Annotated in this window: 18 protein-coding genes; 11 read left to right on the forward strand and 7 right to left on the reverse strand. The window is 63.6% G+C overall.

Annotation, left to right across the window (positions count from 1 at the left end; all coding sequences use genetic code 11):
- The 3 genes from SLT36_RS19560 to SLT36_RS19570 all read right to left on the reverse strand — a co-directional run bounded on the left by SLT36_RS19560 (position 1) and on the right by SLT36_RS19570 (position 2,801).
- A complete protein-coding gene (locus tag SLT36_RS19560) occupies positions 1-849 on the reverse strand; it encodes an ABC transporter ATP-binding protein (RefSeq protein ID WP_432284011.1) in 849 nt (282 codons plus the stop codon).
- On the reverse strand, positions 846-1,850 hold the full coding sequence (locus SLT36_RS19565) for an ABC transporter substrate-binding protein (protein ID WP_432284012.1): 1,005 nt from the start codon (positions 1,848-1,850) through the stop codon (positions 846-848). Before SLT36_RS19565 ends, SLT36_RS19560 begins: the two co-directional genes overlap by 4 nt.
- Positions 1,851-1,988: 138 nt before the next feature.
- The gene (locus SLT36_RS19570; RefSeq protein ID WP_432284013.1) at positions 1,989-2,801 is read right to left on the reverse strand and encodes a formylglycine-generating enzyme family protein; all 813 of its coding nucleotides are present in this window, start codon (positions 2,799-2,801) and stop codon (positions 1,989-1,991) included.
- 186 nt (positions 2,802-2,987) lie between these two features.
- Between SLT36_RS19570 and SLT36_RS19575 the strand changes: the two genes are divergently transcribed.
- From SLT36_RS19575 to SLT36_RS19600, 6 genes are all read left to right on the forward strand, one after another.
- Entirely contained in the window at positions 2,988-3,737 is a 750-nt protein-coding gene (locus tag SLT36_RS19575; protein WP_432284014.1) for a GntR family transcriptional regulator, read from the forward strand.
- On the forward strand, positions 3,734-4,705 hold the full coding sequence (locus SLT36_RS19580) for an ABC transporter substrate-binding protein (RefSeq protein WP_432284015.1): 972 nt from the start codon (positions 3,734-3,736) through the stop codon (positions 4,703-4,705). Before SLT36_RS19575 ends, SLT36_RS19580 begins: the two co-directional genes overlap by 4 nt.
- Positions 4,706-4,758: 53 nt before the next feature.
- Positions 4,759-5,541 carry an ABC transporter ATP-binding protein gene (locus SLT36_RS19585; RefSeq protein WP_432284016.1) on the forward strand — a complete coding sequence of 261 codons (783 nt, stop codon included), beginning with the start codon at positions 4,759-4,761 and terminating at the stop codon, positions 5,539-5,541.
- Positions 5,541-6,299 (forward strand): ABC transporter permease, encoded by a 759-nt coding sequence (locus SLT36_RS19590; protein WP_286297171.1) that lies wholly within the window; start codon positions 5,541-5,543, stop codon positions 6,297-6,299. The genes SLT36_RS19585 and SLT36_RS19590 overlap by 1 nt, the downstream gene beginning before the upstream one ends.
- Before the next feature lie 64 nt (positions 6,300-6,363).
- A complete protein-coding gene (locus SLT36_RS19595) occupies positions 6,364-8,598 on the forward strand; it encodes a sulfatase-like hydrolase/transferase (RefSeq protein WP_432284017.1) in 2,235 nt (744 codons plus the stop codon).
- Between the two features lie 176 nt (positions 8,599-8,774).
- Positions 8,775-9,227 (forward strand): hypothetical protein, encoded by a 453-nt coding sequence (locus SLT36_RS19600; protein ID WP_432284018.1) that lies wholly within the window; start codon positions 8,775-8,777, stop codon positions 9,225-9,227.
- A 5-nt stretch (positions 9,228-9,232) separates the two neighbouring features.
- On the opposite strand, the gene SLT36_RS19605 is transcribed toward SLT36_RS19600, so the two are convergent.
- The 3 genes from SLT36_RS19605 to SLT36_RS19615 all read right to left on the reverse strand — a co-directional run bounded on the left by SLT36_RS19605 (position 9,233) and on the right by SLT36_RS19615 (position 12,596).
- Positions 9,233-9,946, reverse strand: a complete 714-nt coding sequence (locus SLT36_RS19605; RefSeq protein WP_432284019.1) for a TorF family putative porin — start codon at positions 9,944-9,946, stop codon at positions 9,233-9,235.
- A gap of 149 nt (positions 9,947-10,095) precedes the next feature.
- Positions 10,096-11,544 (reverse strand): agmatine deiminase family protein, encoded by a 1,449-nt coding sequence (locus tag SLT36_RS19610; protein WP_432284020.1) that lies wholly within the window; start codon positions 11,542-11,544, stop codon positions 10,096-10,098.
- 143 nt (positions 11,545-11,687) lie between these two features.
- Positions 11,688-12,596, reverse strand: coding sequence for a LysR substrate-binding domain-containing protein (locus tag SLT36_RS19615; RefSeq protein WP_432284021.1), 909 nt, complete (start codon positions 12,594-12,596; stop codon positions 11,688-11,690).
- Positions 12,597-12,783: 187 nt separating this feature from the next.
- Here SLT36_RS19615 and SLT36_RS19620 point away from each other — a divergent pair, with 187 nt between their 5' ends.
- From SLT36_RS19620 to SLT36_RS19640, 5 genes are read left to right on the forward strand one after another with little or no spacing between them, the layout of a single operon-like run.
- Entirely contained in the window at positions 12,784-13,788 is a 1,005-nt protein-coding gene (locus tag SLT36_RS19620) for a dimethylarginine dimethylaminohydrolase family protein (RefSeq protein WP_432284022.1), read from the forward strand.
- A gap of 8 nt (positions 13,789-13,796) precedes the next feature.
- Positions 13,797-14,864: an ABC transporter ATP-binding protein gene (locus tag SLT36_RS19625; RefSeq protein WP_432284023.1), complete on the forward strand. Its 1,068-nt coding sequence runs from the start codon at positions 13,797-13,799 to the stop codon at positions 14,862-14,864.
- A 29-nt stretch (positions 14,865-14,893) separates the two neighbouring features.
- Positions 14,894-16,003 (forward strand): ABC transporter substrate-binding protein, encoded by a 1,110-nt coding sequence (locus SLT36_RS19630; RefSeq protein ID WP_432284024.1) that lies wholly within the window; start codon positions 14,894-14,896, stop codon positions 16,001-16,003.
- Positions 16,000-16,851, forward strand: a complete 852-nt coding sequence (locus tag SLT36_RS19635) for an ABC transporter permease (RefSeq protein WP_432284025.1) — start codon at positions 16,000-16,002, stop codon at positions 16,849-16,851. Before SLT36_RS19630 ends, SLT36_RS19635 begins: the two co-directional genes overlap by 4 nt.
- A 14-nt stretch (positions 16,852-16,865) precedes the next feature.
- Positions 16,866-17,651, forward strand: coding sequence for an ABC transporter permease (locus SLT36_RS19640; protein ID WP_432284026.1), 786 nt, complete (start codon positions 16,866-16,868; stop codon positions 17,649-17,651).
- 117 nt (positions 17,652-17,768) lie between these two features.
- On the opposite strand, the gene SLT36_RS19645 is transcribed toward SLT36_RS19640, so the two are convergent.
- Complete coding sequence (locus SLT36_RS19645; protein ID WP_432284027.1) at positions 17,769-18,689, reverse strand: helix-turn-helix transcriptional regulator; 921 nt, start codon at positions 18,687-18,689, stop codon at positions 17,769-17,771.

An 18,689-nucleotide genomic window follows, 5' to 3' on the forward strand; every position in this document is an offset into this window, starting at 1 on the left:
TTATCCAGCTCCCAGCATGTCGCGCAGCCTGGCGACGTGGCGGCCCAGTTCAGGGGCGTCCTTCAGGGCAAGGTCGCGCTCTTCCGGCAGGTCGATTTCGAGAATTCCGCCGATCCGCGATGGACGTCGGCTCATCACCACCACACGCTGCGACAGGAAAACCGCCTCATGCAGCGAATGGGTGACGAAGACGATGGTCATCCCGCTCTGCTTCCAGATCCGCAGCAGCTCGACATTCAGCGTGTCGCGCACCAGCTCGTCGAGCGCGCCGAAAGGCTCGTCCATGAGCAGGACCTTCGGCCGGGTGACGAGGGCGCGGGCGATCGAGACGCGCTGGCGCATGCCGCCGGACAGCTCCGACGGCAAGGCATCCTCGAAGCCTTCCAGCTCGACAAGCTTCAGCGCCTCATGCGGGTCCATGAAGTTGCCGGCCTTCGGGTTGGCCCCGCCCACCTCGAACGGCAGGCGGACATTGTCGATCACCTTGGCCCAGGGCATCAGCACCGATTGCTGGAACACCATGGAGAACGTGCGCGAGGCACGCGCAGCCGCCGGCGTCCCGCCGAAGATGGCGACCTTGCCTTCCGTCGGCGCGATGATGTCGGCGATGGTGCGCAGCAAGGTGGACTTGCCGCAGCCGGAGTGCCCGATCAGCGAGACGAACTCGCCCTCGCGAACGGTCAGCGAGACATTGTCGATGGCCCGCACCGCCCGCGAACTGCCGCCGAAGGTCACGGCGACATTGTCGATCTCGATGGCGTTGCGTGCCGGGGAGATACCGCTATCGCCAGAGTGGGCGTCGCCGGAACGGGCGGCCCCGGAAGCAGCGATTGTCGCCATCATGTTCACCGCTTCGTCCTCTGTGCTGCCGCAAGGATGCTTCCGTCGAAGACGTCGTCCGCCGTCAGTTCGGACTTGATCTCGCCGATCCTGGCGTAGGTCTGCAGCGTCGCATTCCAGCGGTCCTTGCTGATGTTGGCAAAGCCGTGCTCGCGGGTTTCGTCGGTGTAGATGAAGTCCGACACGATGACCTTGAGCGAGGCGAGCTCCTTGTCCTTGTCGATCGCGCTCGACATCGAGGCAACCATGTCGATGGCCTCTTCGGGATGGTCGGCGGCATAGGCCCAGCCCTTGTCGCAGGCCTCGAGGAACTTCACCAGCATGTCGCTGTCGGAGCCGATCAGGTCGGTGCGGGCGATGTAGTAGTTGGACTGGAACTGCAGCCCGTTGTCCCAGATGCTCTGGGTGTTGTAGCCGCCCGGATTCTGCACGATCGGCACGTTCTGGGCGACGTTGGTCGGCCAGGAGGCGACGACGTCGACCTGCCCCTGGAGCAGGCCGGGGATCTGGGCCTGGATGAAGGTGATGTCGTCGAGCTTCATTCCGTTATGGTCGAGCACGACCTTGATCTGCGCGGTCGCGCCCTGGCTCGCGCCGATGCGCTTGCCCTTCCAGTCGGCCACCGACTTGATGTTGGATTCGCCGAGCGAATAGAAAGTCAGCGGCGCTTTCTGGAAGGCCGCGCCGAAGGTCTTGATCGGCAGCCCCTGGTTTGCGGCATACATGATCTCGGGCGCATAGGCGGTGGCGATCTGCGCCACTCCGGAGAGCGTCTCCTGCACCGTGTTGGAGTTCGGGCCACCGGGAAGGATCTCGACGTCGAGGCCCTTTTCAGCGAAGAACCCCTTCTTCAAGGCGACGATTTCGCCGGCGGCGGCGCCATTGTAGAGCCAGGCGAGTTGCAGTTTGACCTGCTTCTGCTGGGCATAAGCGGGAACCACGCCTCCAAGCCCCAGCGAGGCGAGCGAGATGATGCTGGCAGCTGCCAGAAGTGAACGTCGGCTGATCATCTATATCCTCCAATCAGACAAACCCAACGACCTAGTTTCTGCGAGGATAGACCGCGTTCCGCGGCTCCACACCATAACATGCTTCGGCGAACTCATTCCATGTGGTTATGGATCTCCATTCGGATCAGGCATGGTCGATCACTGCCCGACAAGGTCGCCGGCGCAGCGAAAACCGAGATGGCTCGAGGTCGCGCCGTGGTGGTTGCCGGTCCGTGCCGCAACGCGGTATCGGTTGCAGTAGCTGGCGTGGCACAGATAGGAGCCGCCGCGCATGGCCATCATTCCGGTCGGCTCGCCCGACCAGGGCGAAGCGGTCCATTCCCAGACATTGCCGAGCATGTTGTAGAGGCCGAAGCCATTGGGCGGAAAGCTGCGCGCCGGCGCTGTCGCGAGGTAGCCGTCTTCGGCGCTGTTGCTGAGCGGAAAGCGCCCTTGCCAGATGTTGCACATGTGGCGGCCGCCGGGATTGAGCTCGTCGCCCCAGGCATAGATCGCCCGTTCAAGCCCACCGCGCGCTGCGGCTTCCCATTCGGCTTCGGTGGGCAGTCGCTTGCCGGCGAAGTTTGCGAAGGCAACGGCGTCGTTCCATGAGACATGGACGACCGGATGGTCGCGCCGGTCACGCCAGCTGGAACCTGTGCCATCGGGCTGATGCCAGCAGGCGCCGCGAACCGGCGCCCACCAGTCCGGCGCGCTGGCGTCGGCGTCGGTTGCGATCACCGCGTCAGGATGGATCTGGGCCATGAAGACGAACGACCAGCCCAGGCGTTCGGCCTCCGTCACGTGACCAGTGGCACCGACAAAGGCCGCGAAGGCCTGATTGGACACCGCAGTCTTGTCGAGCAGGAACGCCGGAAGTTCGACTGGGCGCACCGGACCTTCGCCGTCGTCAGCATTGGCGATCGAGCGATCCTCGCCGAGAAGCCAGCGCCCAGCCGGTATCAACGCCATGTCAGGCCGGCTGCCGGCATCGAGCGGCGCAGTCGCTGCAGGTGGCTCGGCAACATGATCACCTAGGGATCGGCCCGGAGAACAACACGACATGGCGCCTTCCTGTCGAAAAATGGATCGACCGAGTTTGACTCTTTCATGATCCTGCGTAAAGGTAGGACGTCCTACCTCTTGGAGGAGAGAGCGATGTCGGGAACTGCCACCGAACGTGTCCTGCAGTATATTCGCCAGCAAAAGCTGGTTGCCGGCGACCGCTTGCCGGCGGAAATCGACATTTCCCGGATACTCGGCCTCAGCCGCAATTCGCTGCGCGAAGCCTATGCCGACCTGATGGCCAAGGGCCTGCTCAAGAACAAGCACGGCGTCGGCACCTTCATCGCCAACCCGCCGATCCTCAACGCCTTGACCGGCTCCGCCGGCTTCTGGAACCTGATCGAAAATGCCGGAATGAAGGCATCTTTCCGCGAGATCCAGCGCGACCAGGTCATCGCGCCGAAGGAGATCTCCGTCATCCTGGGCCTGACGTCCGAGAAGCCAGTCCATCGTTTGCGCTGGCTGTTTCTCGCCAACGGTCAGCCCTGCATTCTCGTCGACCATTTTCTCGCGCGCAGCGTGCCACCAGGCGCCTTCAACGAGAGCACGGAACACGACGCGCTCGCCGCCATCGCTCCGTTCACCGTCATCGATGGCGCATCGCTGTCGACTCGCACCTCGGCGATCAACGCCACATCAGACGTCGCCCAATTGCTCGAAGTCAGCGAAGGCGACGCGCTTTTGTGGAGCACGGCGCTCGTGCATTCGGGCAATGGCAGCGTGCCGTTGGCCTCGCGCTCCTGGATGGTACCGCAGCTTCTCGCCAGCCATCAGATGATGGCGCTCTCACCCGTTCATTTTCAGGGCAGTTCAGCCCTTTCGCCGGAGGACGAACCGAAATGACCCGCCTCACCAAAATTGTCCTGAGTCTCGCATCGAGCCTCATGCTCTTCTCGGCCGGGATGGCCGGGGCGCAGACCCTGGAGCCTGTGCGCTTCGGTGTCGACGCCTACACCACCGGCTCGCAGATCTGGGTCGCCAAGGAAAAAGGTTTCTTCGAAAAGGAAGGCATCGACGCTCAGATCACCACCTTCGCCACCGGCGTCGAGGCGATCGATGCGCTGCTGATCGGCCGCGCCGATATGGCTGTCGGGCTCGATTTCCCGATCGTCTCGCGCATCCAGGGCGGCAAGCTGACCGTGCTTGCCGGCATCTTCCATTCGAAGCCCGGCTTCCACAAGCTGGTGGTCGGCAACGACATCAAGGACGCCAAGGACCTTGTCGGCAAGAAGATCGGCATTGCCACCGGCACAGCCCAGCACCTGATCACGATGAAATATCTCGAGGAGAACGGCATAGCCGAGGACAAGGTCGAGATCGTCGGCTTCACCAGCCTGCTCGAGATCGTCGCTTCGCTCCGCTCCGGCCGCATCGACGCCGCTTTCACCTGGGCCGACGGCACCGATAAATCGACCGCCGGCGGCGAACACTATGTGCTGACCGACGATGCCGCAGCCAAGCGCAACAGCAGCGCCTACATTGCCGCGCAGACCGAGTTCACCGAAAAGCACCCGGAGCTGACCGTTGCGACGCTGCGCGCGCTCAACGCGGCAAGCCAGTTCATCGCGACCAACAAGGACGAGGCGGCAGCCCTGATCGCCAAGAACACGCGTGCCCCGCGCGACACGGTGCGAGACCTGCTCAACTACAACGAATTCGCCTTGGCGCTGACCGACTATGAGCGCGCCGGATTCAAGGAAGTCGCCGACTTCCTGGCCAGGACGAAAGCCCAGCCGGTCAGCTTCGAAACCGGCGTCAACCCGAAATTCCTTGGCGAAGCCGCCCCCGACCTGGTCAAGCTGAGCAACTGAGCGGACCTGCGATGACAAACACTCAAACAAGCGCGGCCACGCCCGGAGCTGCCATGCCTGCGGTCGTCTTCGACAAGGTCGGCATGGCCTATCCCGGCCAGAAGGCGGGCAGCGAGCTGATCCTGGCCGACCTCTCCGTTTCGGTCGCGCAAGGCGAATTCTTCGTGCTCGTCGGCCCCAGCGGCTCGGGCAAGTCGACCTTGCTCAAGATTGTTGCCGGCACCGAAAAGCAGACTGAAGGCCGCGTGCTCGCCAATGGCGAGACGATCGCCGGCCCCGACCGGCGGCGCGGCATGGTGTTCCAGTCGATCGAGGAGCCGCTGTTCCAGTGGCTGACGGTCGCCGAAAATATCGGCTTCGGCCCCAGCGTCGCGGGCAAGCCGCGCGCCGAATGCCTTGAAATGGCGCAGCGCTATGTCGACCTCGTCGGCCTGCGCGGCCACGAGCAGAAATTTCCGCATGAGCTGTCCGGCGGCATGAAGCAGCGTGTGCAGATCGCCCGCACGCTGGCCGCCCAACCTGAGCTGATCCTGTTCGACGAACCGTTTGCAGCACTCGACGCGCTGACACGCCGCGTGCTGCAGAAGGAGCTGACGCGGATCTGGCGCGAGACCGGCTGCACCATGGTCTATGTCACCCACGACATTCGCGAGGCCGTGCTGCTGGGCCAGCGTGTCGCCGTGATGAGCCGAGGCCCGCGCGCCAACATCAGCCGCATCTACGACATCGACCTGCCCTATCCGCGCGACGACCTCGACAGCCGTTTCGCGGATGCGGTCAAGGCGATCGAGGGCGACATCGAAAGGGAGGCGGCTTCGCAATGGGAGCAAAACTGATGCCATCCTACGCCTGGTCGGCGCTCAGCGTCGCTATCGTCGTGATCTTCTGGCAGATGGCCTCGACCTGGCTGGTCGACCCGATGTTCCTGCCCGCCCCGCTCGCCGTCCTCAACGGCGCCGGACAGATGCTGGCCGAGGGCACCCTCACCCAGTCCATCCTCGTGTCGATGATGCGCATTCTCTCGGGCTGGTTTCTCGGCAGCGCCATTGCCATTCCGATCGGCCTCGCCGTCGGCGTCTCGCCGGTGGCGCGTCACCTGGTCGACCCGTTCATCCACTTCTTCCGCTTCGTTCCGGCCATTGCGCTGGTGACCTTGTTCATCATCTGGTTCGGCGTCGGCGAGATGTCGAAGATCATCCTGATCGCCTATGCGACGGCCTTCATCGTGATGGTCAACACGGCCAGCGGCGTGTCCTCGATCTCGCAGGACAAGCTGAACGCCGCCCGCTGCCTCGGCGCCAATGAGCGGCAGGTGTTCTTCAAGGTGATGATCCCGGCCTCCCTGCCCTCGATCTATGTCGGCATGCGGCTGGCGCTCGCCTCGTCCTTCCTGGTCATCGCGGCCGCCGAAATGCTCGCCGCCGATGCCGGGCTCGGCTACATCATCTGGACCTCGCGCCTCTACTTCCAGGTCGACTGGATGTTCGCGGCGATCATCGCGCTCGGCCTTCTCGGCTTTGCCACCGACCGGCTGTGGCGGCTGCTCGGGCGGACGCTGCTCAAGCGTTATCTGCGCGGCGTCACCGGCTATTGATCCAATCGGCCGGGCCGCCCTCCTGTTGCGGCCCGGCGACCATCTCACAAGATCGGGACAGAGCATGACTTCCGAATTTCGCGGCCATATCGGCCGCACGCACCACGAATCCGAGCGCGACTATGCCGACATCCCCAGCGGCCCTGCCGGCAAGCCGAACGTCATCTATGTCGTTCTCGACGACGTCGGCTACTCCGACCTCGGCTGTTTCGGCTCGTCCATCGACACGCCGAACTTCGATTCCCTCGCCGATAACGGCCTGCGCTACAGCAATTTCCACACCACCACACTGTGTTCCCCGACACGCGCCTGCCTGCTGACCGGACGTAACCACCACTCGGTCGGCATGCGCTATCTGGCCAATGCCGATATGGGCTGGCCCTCCGGCCGCGGCGCGATCAGCCATCGCGCCGGCACGCTCGCCGAAATGCTCAAGCTGCAGGGTTATGCCACCTATGCGGTCGGCAAATGGCACCTTGCACCGACAGAAAACGCCAATGCCGCCGGCCCCTTCGACCAGTGGCCGCTCGGCCGCGGCTTCGAGCGCTTCTATGGTTTCATGAACGGCAGCACCGACCAGTTCCATCCCGAACTCTGCCAGGACAACCAGCAGGTTCCGCCACCGGCGACGCCTGAACAGGGCTACCATCTGTCCGACGACCTGTCGGACCGCGCCGTGCGCTACATCGCCGACAAGATGGCGATCTGGCCCGACAAGCCGTTCTTCCTCTATCTCTGCTACGGTGCCGGACATTTCCCGCACCAGGCGCCCGCATCGACGCTGGCCAAATATCGCGGCCGCTTCGGCCATGGCTGGGACGAAGAACGCGTTTTGAGGCTGGCCAGGCAGAAGGCGATGGGCCTCGTGCCGGAAAGCACCGAACTGCCGCCACCGAATCCCGGCGTGCGCGCCTGGGCCGAGCTTTCTCCCGAAGAGCGCGAGGTGTCGGAGCATATGCAGGAGGCCTATGCCGCGCTTCTGGGCCACACCGACGCCGCCTTCGGCAGGCTGCTCGACTTCCTCGACCGCACCGGCATTCGCGACAACACCATCATCGTGCTGATTTCGGACAATGGCGCCTCCACGGATTGCGATCCCGACGGCACGACAAACGTGCTGCGCTGGTTCAACCGCCTGCCTGAGGACTATGCCGTGTCACGCGAGCGCCTGGCCGAGATCGGCACGGCGCGCAGCTCGGGCAACTATCCCTGGGGCTGGGCGCAGGCGTCGAACACGCCGCTCAAGCTCTACAAGAGCTTCACCCATGGCGGCGGCGTGCGTGATCCGATGATTTTCTCCTGGCCATCAGGCATATCGGACAAGGGCGAGGTGCGCAGCCAGTTCACCCATGTCACCGACATCACCCCGACAATCATGCAGCTTTGCGGCGTCACCGCGCCCGAGAGCATCAACGGCGTGGCGCAGATGCCGATCCACGGCGAGAGCTTTGCCTATTCCTTCGACGCGCCCGATGCGGCCACCGCCAAGCAGTCGCAGTATTTCGAGATGTACGGCCATCGCAGCATCTGGCATCGCGGCTGGAAAGCGGTGACGCAACACAAGGCCGGCGACGATTTCGACAGCGAACGCTGGGAACTCTACCATCTCGACGAGGATTTTTCCGAGCTGCGCGACCTCTCCGGGGAAAAGCCGGAAAAGCTCGCCGAGATGAAGGAACGCTGGTGGGCGGAAGCCGGCCGCTACGGCGTCATGCCGCTCGACGACAGCGACGTGCTGTTCAAGCCACCCTACAGGCCCGGCGCGCCGCGCTGGCGCAACGAATGCAGCTACTTCCCGCCGATCTCCTCTATCCCCGCGGAAGCGGCGCCGATGACGCAGGACGTCTCGCACCGCATATCGATCGAGATCGAGCGCACGGACAAAAACCAGGGCGGCGCGCTTGTCTGCTTCGGCAGCTGCCATGGTGGCTACGCGCTCGACATCATCGCGAACCGGCTGGTCTACACCTACAACTATGCCGGCTTCGAGGTCACCCGCCTCGTCTCGGACCGGGAGCTTCCGCTCGGCAAGACGGCTGTCGTGTTCGACTTCGAAAAGACCGGCACGCTCAAGGGACGCGGCAGCCTGACGATCGACGGCGAGCCGGCCGGCGAACATGTGTTCGAGCGCACGCTGCTCAGGCTGTCATTGTCGCCACTGATGTTCGGACGCAGCAATGCCGAACCGGTCGATCCGGACAGGCAGAGCAATCCGGATTTTTCGGGCCGCATCCTGCGCATCGACTACGCCATCGCAGATGACCGCGAGGTCGCCCCGGTGAGCCTCGACGTGGATTGACCAGCATGTCGCCCAGACCGGTCGAAGGACGTCCATTGCTCCTTTGACCGGCCAGATCGAGTTCGCCTGTCGCCGTTCGTTCCCGCGCATGGGTCGAACGCTGGTGACATGAGCCGTGGATGTATGGCATCGATGAGCAGTCGCTCGCTTCTGCGACGTGGTGAAAGGGGCGCTCTGTGTGGAACTGGCTGGGAAGAAACACGGACAAGGTGCAGGCGGTGGGGGCGATCGCGACTGCGCTTGCCGCGCTCGTTGCACTGATCGTCATTCCGCTGCAGATCAGTTCCGCCGACCTCATCCAGCGCGACCAGACCGCGCGCGAGATCTATCGCGAGTTCCTGAACCTGACGGTGCAGAAGCCGGAGCTCGCCGCCGGCCACTATTGCGCGATGACGGATGAAAACCAGCGCGTCGCCTACGAGGCCTACGTCGACTATCTGTTCTACACCGCCGAGCAGATGATCGAATCCGACCCGGCATGGAAGGGTCCGATGACCACCTATTTCGAGGACCACCTCGAATTCATCTGCTCGCGCGAAAGCAAGGGCAGATATACGCTGGGCGTGGCCGAGATTGCCGCAACGCTGCAATCGCAATGCGCCAAGGTCCAGAGCTGCGCTGCGGAGTGATCCGGCTACTGACCGCCCTGTAGCGCCGACCAGCTGGTGTCGAAGGACAGCTTGGCCACCACCCGGCCGGGGTCATAGTTCGAATCGTGGTAGCGGACGTCGACAGTGACCACCTCGGCGAAAGTACGCGACAACCCCAGATCCCAGGCGACCTTGTCGGTGTCAAAACCCTGGCTGCCGAAGTCGGTGCCGACCTTGCCGGAAAGGCTGGTCTCCCAGGGAAGTCCGCTCACCGACGCGGTCAGGTCGAGCCAGTCTGTATCGACAAAGACGTCGTGATAATAGGCAGCGCCGGCGCTGAACTGCTCCGTCAGGGCGTAGCTTCCCTTGGCGTAGAGCTCGCCATAATTGTTCGGGTCCTTCGGATAGTAATAATGGACATAGCCGAAATCGAGCGACAGGGCCCCGAATGACGGCCTGATGCCGGCATAGAGGTCTATCTCGGCATCCTTCACATCCTCGGCCCTGATGTTCGACACCCAGGTGCCGGCATAGAACATGTCGTAGGACGCCTCGATGTAGGCCTGTACTGCCGGCTTGTTCTCAGTCAGCGTCGCGCCTTGCGAAATGTAGTTGGAAACGAAGGCGACGCCGAAGGCGAGATCGAACGGAGATGTCTCCGCCGCCGCGACAGGCGCTGCATTTGCCATCTGATCGGCGGCATGGGCAGTCGTCGCGCAGGCAATGCCGGCGACGGACAGCAAGGTGAATAGTCTCATCGTACGAATGTCCCCTCTTGTTTTTACTTCTGTTTCGTCCGCCGGGCTTTCATCGTCATGAGAGTTCGCGGGCTGTGCAGGCGCACGAACGCGCTGGCGCTCAAGGCGTCCCGGCAATTCAGTGCTGATGACGTTCTGCGGCTGCCCGATCAGGCGGGCTGCTGCTGTGTCGCGCAGTGTATGGTGCCGCCGCCACTGGCGAGGCCATCGGTTGAAATCTGGATCACGATCTGATCCGGGTTCAATGCCTGCAAGGTCTCGAACGCAAGCAGGTCGTGCTCGCTGTCGCCGAACTGGCCCAGGATGATGGCGCCGTTCGCATGGGTGAAGCCGACATAGCCGGGAGCGGTGGTGTAGGTGAATTCGTCCAGCGTCCGCTCGGTGATCTTGAGCTCGGCGTCACGTTTGCCGAAGGATGCATAAACCTTCTCGATCCTCGGCAACGGCAAGGCATGCAGCGTCAGCATCGCGTCGGGCTTGCCCAGATATTTGGACTTGAGGTCCGCAGGCAACGCGTTGATCTCGGCCACGGCAGCGTGAAGGGCCTTTTCGTTGCGCTTGTCCTTCGGTTCGAAATTCTCGTCGAAGGCGTAGACCATCTCCGTCTGCGAGACGAACTTGGCGGTGAAATCGACGTGCCAGTCGGTGAGCTCGACACCCTTCATTCCGGGCATCCAGATCACCTTCTCGACGCCGAAGACACGAAGCAACTCGGCTTCGATCTCCGCCTTGCTTTTCCCCGGATTGCGGTTGTCGTTGACGATGCAGCTTTCGGTGGCGACGGCGAGACCCGAACCGTTCACTTCAAGCCCGCCGCCTTCCATCGTCAGCCAGGTCGCGGCGGTGGGAACGGAAATGTGCTTGTTGATGAAGGCCGCGACCGTGACGTCGCGATCGATCGGCTGATCCATGACGCCGTTTTCGGTCTTCATCGGGTCCTTCGCCCAGTTGCAGAGACCGGTCCTGATCGGCCACTGCCCCCAGCCGTTAAAATTGAGGTCGACGCCATGAAGCTTGCCTGCACCGTCCCTGGCGAACACCGGTGCCATGTCGCGCGTCCAGAGATCGTTGATGCCGGCCTGAAGGAAGGTGATCGGGAATTTTCCGATCTCAGGCAGGTCCGCCGGCTTGCGGTGCTTGCCGATGTAGATACGGCCCGAATTGTCCAGGGTGTCGCCGATCTGGTCCTTCGGCGACTTCCGGGCGATGACATCGGTGAGAAAGCCCTTGGCCTCGGCTTCATCCTCAGGCGTGTTCACCAGCATGAAGACCTGCTCGAAGCGCGACAGGTTCGCCGCCAGGCGCATCAGATCCTGGCGGGCAACGATCCTGCTGTTGGTCAGGTCGCGGCCAAAGGGCGTGACCATATCCTCGCCCCAGGCGCCGGGGGTCGCGCCATAAGCCATCCATGTCGCGCTGTGCGGTGCCCATTCCGCCGGCATCAGCAAGCCGCCGTGGGCCGCGGCAGGCATGGGCCGGCCACAGCTTGCGTCATTCGACTGGGCAACAGCTTCAGCTGTCCAGTTTGAAACGCCGCCACGCGACATCACCACGGCAGCAATCGTCCAGCCGAACAGGCCGCGCCTCGAAGTCATCATCACATCGATCCCCACGGAGCGGTCCGGCGTCTTCTTATTGTTGTCTCGCCCGGACCCAAATCACCCCGCGAAGAGACCGGATTCACCTGGACGCCGCAATAACTCCTTGGGGTTACACTCGAACTGCCAGGGGTTTGGGGCCGTCAGGCCGTCGTGGACGGCATCTCGGTCCGCGTCGTTTCCGCGGTCAGCCACTCGAGAAAGGCCTGGGCCGGCTTGGACATCACCCCGCCGGCCGGGGCGAGGATGTAGTAGGCATTGTTTTGCGGGCGTAACGCCTCCTTCAGCGGCCTGACCAACGTGCCGTTGGCAAGGTCCTCGGCGGTGGTCAGATTGTCACCGAGCGTGATCCCGAGGCCGGCGCGCGCGGCCGCCAGGTTGTGGTTGAAGTCGGTGAAACAGAGCCGCCGCGCACCCTTGGCGCTGGCGTTGCCGATCAGCGCGAACCACTCGATCCAGTGTGTTTGTTCAGGGTCGTCGAGCAGGACGTGGCGAAGCAGGTCCGACGAGCGGCGGATCTTGTGTTCGCCGCTCAACAGGACAGGGCTGCAGACCGGAAAAAGCTCCATCTGCTTCAGCAGGCGGACATCGAGATGCGGCCATCTTGGCCGGCCAAACATGATGGCGACATCGACGCTCGGGTCGCGGAACGGGTCGTCGTCGGTCGGCGGGGTGATCGTCAGCGTGACGTCGGCATAACGGTTGACGAAGCGCGACAGCTTCGGGATCAGCCAGTAGGTGGCGAAGGCCGGCATGCAGATCACCTTGACGCGACCGACGATCTCGCCGCGACGCACGTTGCGCACCGCCAGCGACAGATTGTCGAACGCCTTCGACAACTGGTCGAGCAGCGCCTGACCTTCCGAGGTCAGCGAGAGGTTGCCGCGCTTGCGGTCGAACAGTTCCAGGCCGAGCTGCTGTTCGAGCGATTTCAGCTGCTTGCTGACGGCGCCATGGGTGACGAACAGCTCGTCCGCCGCGCGCGAGATGCTGAGGTTGCGGCCGGCTGCCTCGAAGGCGCGCAGGGCGTTGAGCGGCGGCAGATCGCTCATGCGGACACGCAGATTGGCATGTGAGTTTTTCTCCGTTTCAGCTGCAATTCTTTTCGTTTGTCGGAGAAAAAGTCAAATACTACGATCCGCTCATGTTCCCGGAATGAAGGCGGCAGACGTTCCTGCGGCAGGTGGCGGCGTCTGATGACGCGCGTCCCACCGGGACTTTGGGAGAGGACCAGAGACGTTGGAACAGAAGAACAAGACCCACTATTCGGACACCATCAAGCTGTTCGGCTCCGAGCCGGAACCGGCGTTCGAGTCGGCTGACCGGCTGACCGCGCTGTGGGGGCGCAACTGGGGTTGCGACAATGACGTCGGCCAGATCCGCGCCGTGCTGATGCATCGCCCCGGCGACGAGTTCGGCATCATCGACCGCTCCAAGCGCATCGACGCCATCGGCACCTATGGCGACGTCGACAAGGGCTGGTACTGGCAGAGCGACCGCATTCCCGAGCTGTCGGAACTGCAGGCCCAGCATGACGGGCTGGCCGACGCGCTGCGTGCCGAGGGCGCCGAGGTGATCTATGTCGAAGGCGTCGACAACGGCAGATTCAAGTCGGTCTACACCCGAGACTCCTCCTTTGCGGTGAAGGGCGGCGCCATCGTCACCCGCCTGGCGCCCCGGATGCGCCATGGCGAGGAGCTGCCGATCACCCGCACGCTGGCGAAGGCCGGCATGCCGATCCTGCGCACGCTGACCGGAACGTCGATGGCCGAGGGCGGCAGCTTCGCCTGGCTCAACAGCAGCACCGCCGTCATCGGCCGCAGCATCCGCGTCAACGACCAGGGCATCGACCAGATCACCGAGGTGCTGCGCCACCAGGGTGTCGAGCTGATCGTCGTCGACCTCTGCGGCTACGACATCCATATCGACGGCCATTTCCTGATGGTCGATACCCATCTCGCACTGGTGTCGGCGCGCGGCCTGCCCTTCACCTTCCTCGAACGGCTGAAGCAGCTCGACATCCGGACCGTCGAGATCAACCAGGACGACAACAGCTGGGTGGTCAACGGACTGGCAGTCAGCCCCGGGCGCGTGATCATGCCGCGCGGCCTGTCGGACAGGACGCGGGCAGCACTCGAAGGCCACGGTGTCGACATCATCGAGATCGACTACGGCAAGGTGCAGCTCAATGGGGGCGGCATCCATTGTTCCACCTGCCCGCTGATCCGGGACCGTGTGGATTGAGAGATCCAATGACCAGTCACATCGAGATGGTCGGCGTCCAGAAGACCTTCGGCGCGTTCCACGCGCTGAAGGGCGTCGACCTGGACATCCGCCGCGGCGAATTCCTGACCTTTCTCGGCCCTTCGGGGTCGGGCAAGACGACGCTGCTGATGGTCCTGGCCGGCTTCGAGACACCCACCGCCGGAACCGTGACCAAGGATGGCGCCGACATAACAGGCGTTTCGGCCGACCGGCGAAACTTCGGCATGGTGTTCCAGGGTTATGCCCTGTTCCCGCATATGAGCGTGGCTGACAACATCGCCTTCCCCTTGAAGATCAGGGGTGTGGCGAAACGCGAGCGCGACGCCCGCGTTGCCGAAATGATCGAGCTCGTCGGGCTGACCAACCATCAGGCCAAGCGGCCGCAGGCCCTGTCGGGCGGACAGCAGCAGCGCGTGGCGCTCGCCCGGGCGCTGGTGTTCAAGCCCGAACTGCTGCTGCTCGACGAGCCGCTGTCGGCACTCGACAAGAACATGCGCGAGCAATTGCAGTTCGAACTCAAGGAGGTGCACCGCAAGACCGGAACGACATTCGTCTTCGTCACGCACGACCAGAATGAGGCGCTCGCCCTGTCCGACCGCATCGCCATCTTCAACAATGGCGGCATTGTCCAGGTCGATACGCCCGAACAGCTCTATGCTGCGCCGCGCGACAGATTCACCGCCGAGTTTCTGGGCTCGATCAACATCTTCGAGCTCGACAATCCCCGCCAGCTCGACGGTTTTGTCGTCGGTGACTTCTGCGGCCAAAAGATCATCGCGCCGGCGCCGGACGGGGGCGCAAGCCCCCTGCTCTCGGTGCGGCCGGAATTCGTCGATGTCAGGAAAATTGGCCCCGACGCGGGCGAAAACGGCGTCGAGGCTTTCGTCCGCGAAAAGGTCTACCAGGGCGGCAACACGCTGCTGAAGCTAGTCGCGGCCAATGGCACCGAACTGACCGCCATCCGCCACGCCGGGCAAGCCTCTGACATGGAGCATGGCGAGACCCTCTGGGTCACCTGGCCGCGCATGCGCGGCCGCATCATTCCTGAGAACTGATCAACCGATAACAACAAATGGGTGGAGACATGGACAATCATTTCAAACGGGACTGCCTGCTGGTCCTCAAGGACAAGATGGCTGAAGGCGCAATCGACCGCCGCACCTTCCTGACCGGCCTGGTGGCGCTCGGCGCCTACTCGGCCATGGGTGCGCCTGGGCTGAGAGCGGCCGAAGGTGAGCTGGTGGTGGCGAACTGGGGCGGCGACGCCGTGCCGGCCTTCAAGTCGGCCTTTGCCGACGGTTTCGGCGACAGCGCCGGCAAGGCGGTCAAGATCGACGGCTCGGGCCCGACCAAGGGCGCCATGCGGGCGCAGTACGAAAGCGGCGCCATACGCTGGGACGTCTGTGATGCCGATCCCGGCTCGACCAAGGCGCTCGGCCAGAAAGGCATGATCGAACAGGTCGACTATGCCGTCGTCGACAAGGCCAAGATCGAAGGCGGCTTTGCCTTCGAGTTCAGCCCGGCCAACTACTTCTTCAGTTACGTCATCGCCTACGACGCCAAGAAATTCGCCGGCGATCCGCCGAAGAGCTGGGCCGATTTCTGGGACGTGAAGAAATATCCGGGCAAGCGCACCATGTTCAAATGGATGTCGGGCAGCCTGGAAGCGGCACTGATGGCCGACGGCGTGCCGGCCGACAAGCTCTATCCGCTCGACATGGACCGCGCCTTCAAGAAGCTCGAGGAACTCAAGCCGCACATCGTCAGCTATTGGGACTCGGGCGCCGAAAGCCAGCAGCTGATGCGCGACGGCGAGGCCTCGATGGGGATCCTGTGGCACACCCGCGCCAATCTGGTCGAAACGGACACCGGCGGCGACGTCTCCTGGACCTACGCCCAGGGCGTCATGGCGGCGTCGGGCTGGACGGTCATCAAGGGCAACCCGGCCGGCAAGGAAGCGGCGATGCAGTTCATCGCCTATTGCCAGGATCCGGCGCGGCAGGTCGCCCTGCTCGAGGCGCTCGGCAGCGGACCGGCCAACCCGGCAGCCCATGCATTGGTAAGCGACAAGTTCAAGCGGCTCGACTGCAGCTCGCCGGAGAACCGCGCGCTGCAGGTGGCGATGGACTCCGAATGGTATGCCGCCAACTCCGACAAGGCGCTGGAGCGTTACCTGGCGATGGTGGCGGGATGACAACGCCCCGGACAGTCGGCACGGCAGGTGCCAACCCGATCACCCTGATCCTGATGTGGGCGCTGCCGGTGCTGCTGTTGGGGTTCTACGTCATCCCGCTGCTCGGCGTCGCCGGATGGAGCGTTACCCAGCCCGAACCGGGGCTGGGTAACTACGCCAGGATCGTCGAAGGCGGCGACATATCGAGCGTGTTCCTGCGCACGCTACGCATCTCGCTTGTGTCCACCGTCGTCACGGTGCTGGTCGGCTATTGCCTCAGCTACTACTGGGTCATGGGCTCGCGGCTCAGGCAGACGATCCTCGAAATCTGCATCTTCATCCCGTTCTGGATCTCGGTGCTGGTGCGTGCCTTCGGCTGGCTGGTGATCCTGCGCGACAACGGCCTCGCCAACGGCTTGCTGATGGCGACACATCTGATCTCGGAGCCGCTCGGCACCGGCCGCAACGAATTCGCCGTCATCGTCGGCATGGTGCATTTCATGGTGCCGTTCTCGGTGTTCCCGATGGCAACCGTGATGCGCAAGATCGACCGGCGCATCCTGCTCGCCGCGCACGGCCTCGGCGCAAGCCCGGCCACCGTGTTCGCCAGGATCTTCCTGCCGCTGTCTTTGCCCGGCGTCTTTGCAGCCTTCGTCATGGTGCTGGTGTTTTCAGTCGGCTTCTTCGTCACCCCGGCGATCCTCGGCGGCGGCCGCGTGGTGATGGTTGCCGAAGCGGTGTTCGTGCAGATGTTCCAGATGACCAACTGGGGCCTGGGCGCTGCGATGAGCGTGGTCCTGCTTGCCCTGATCGGCGCCGTGGTGGCCGTCGCCTACCGCCTGCTCGGCGTTCGCAGCTTCGTCGACTGAGGGGGGAAGAGATCATGTTCGGACGTTCGAAACTCGGCGGCGCAGTCGCCTATCTCGCGGCAGCCTTTTTGCTCTTGCCGCTCATTGCGGTCATTCCCGTTTCCTTCACCCCCAAGCGTTTCCTGTCGATGCCCGACGGCGGCTTGTCGCTGCGCCACTACCGCGCGCTGTTCGAGGACGGCGTCTGGCTGTCCAGCATCGGCACCAGCCTGTCCATAGCACTTGCCGCCAGCCTGCTTGCCACCGTGCTCGCCACGATGTTCGGGCTGGGGCTGTGGTTCCGCCGGCCGCGCGGTGCCGCGGTTCTCGTCGGCTTCGCGCTGCTGCCGATGGTGGTGCCGCCGGTGACCTCGGCGATCATCCTCTACTTCCTGCTCGCCAAGCTCAGGCTGCTCGACACGATGACAGGCCTCGTCATCGGCCACGCCATCATGACCTTGCCCTTTGCCGTCGTCGCCATGCTGAGCGCCTTTGCCAGGCTCGACCGCAACCTCGAGCTGGCCGCCCGCAATCTCGGCGCCTCGACCTTGCAGACCATCTTCCTGGTGGTGCTGCCGAACCTCCGGGGCGGCATGCTGTCGGCGTGGTTCCTGACCTTCATCCTGTCCTGGGAAGAGAGCACGGTGACCCTGTTCACCAGCGGCATCGAGGTCGTCACCTTGCCCAAGCGCATCTGGGACAATCTGCGTCTCGACGTCGACCCGGTCGTGGCCTCGATCTCGGTCGTCATGGTGGTCATCACGGCAGCAGTGATCATCGTCCGCGCGCTTGTGCGGCACCGCTATTCGACACCGAGCTAGAGCAATTCCGGGACAAGTGTGCCGCGGTTTTCCGTCCGGAATTGCGCAGAAACAAGAAGATGAGAGGTTTCCGCGATTCGAAGAAAAGCGGAAACGTTCCAGCTACGCTAGCCCGCCCTATCTCGGCGCGGGCGCAAAATCCTCGAGATAGGATAGCGGATCGTCCTGCCCCTCCGGCGGCATGCAGGACAGCGCGCGCAGGAAGATGGAGAACAGCTCGCCCTGCGAGGTGATGCCCATCTTGGCATAGATGCGCTTGCGGTGGACCTTGACGGTCTCCGGGCTGTTGCCGAGCACCCGGGCCATCGACTTGCTCGAATGGCCTTTCAGGATCAGCCGCACGATCTCGCTTTCGCGGTTGCTGAGCATCGAGGTGGCGAACATCTCGAAGGCCTTTTCGAGATGGTTGTCGCGTCGACTGGAACCGGCTTGCGGGCTCGGGGCCAGCCGAGGCCAATGCTGCCGGCAAAGATTGGCAATCACGCCGAGCAGCGCCTCCAACGTCGACTTCGACCGCTGGGACAGGTCGAGTCGGTCGTCGCGCACGCCAAGCGACATCAGGATGCTGGCGTCGGTGCCGAGCCTGACGAACACCCCCATCTCGTCGTTGAGATCGGTATCGGCGTAGAACATTCGATAATAATCCGACGAGCGGAAATCGTCGGGTGAACACTCGTTCAACCCGACGACGCGGTCGCCGACATTCTGCTTGAAAAGATCGTAGAACGGATCGAGCAGGTAGGCCGAGCCGACATAAGGGACGATGATCCGCCGGTCCTGCTCGTCGCTCAGGTCACTATAGAGCGGCAGCGGCTTGTCGCCGGTGAAGAAGGCGCAGATGAAGGCGCTGTCGAAATGCGAGGCCTTCAGGCACAGGGCGGCGATCGCCCGGGGAAAGTCCGCCGTGCCGACAGCCGCGATCGCTTCGGCGATCGCGGCGATGACCTTGTCGTCGATCAGCCCCGGCAATGCCTCGTCACGAGCTTGCCCGTGCACGGCTCCATGCGTTTCAGGCGTCGGCTTGAGGTCGATCGGCAT

The sequence above is a fragment of the Aminobacter sp. BA135 genome (assembly GCF_050859125.1).
GTDB lineage: Bacteria > Pseudomonadota > Alphaproteobacteria > Rhizobiales > Rhizobiaceae > Aminobacter > Aminobacter ciceronei.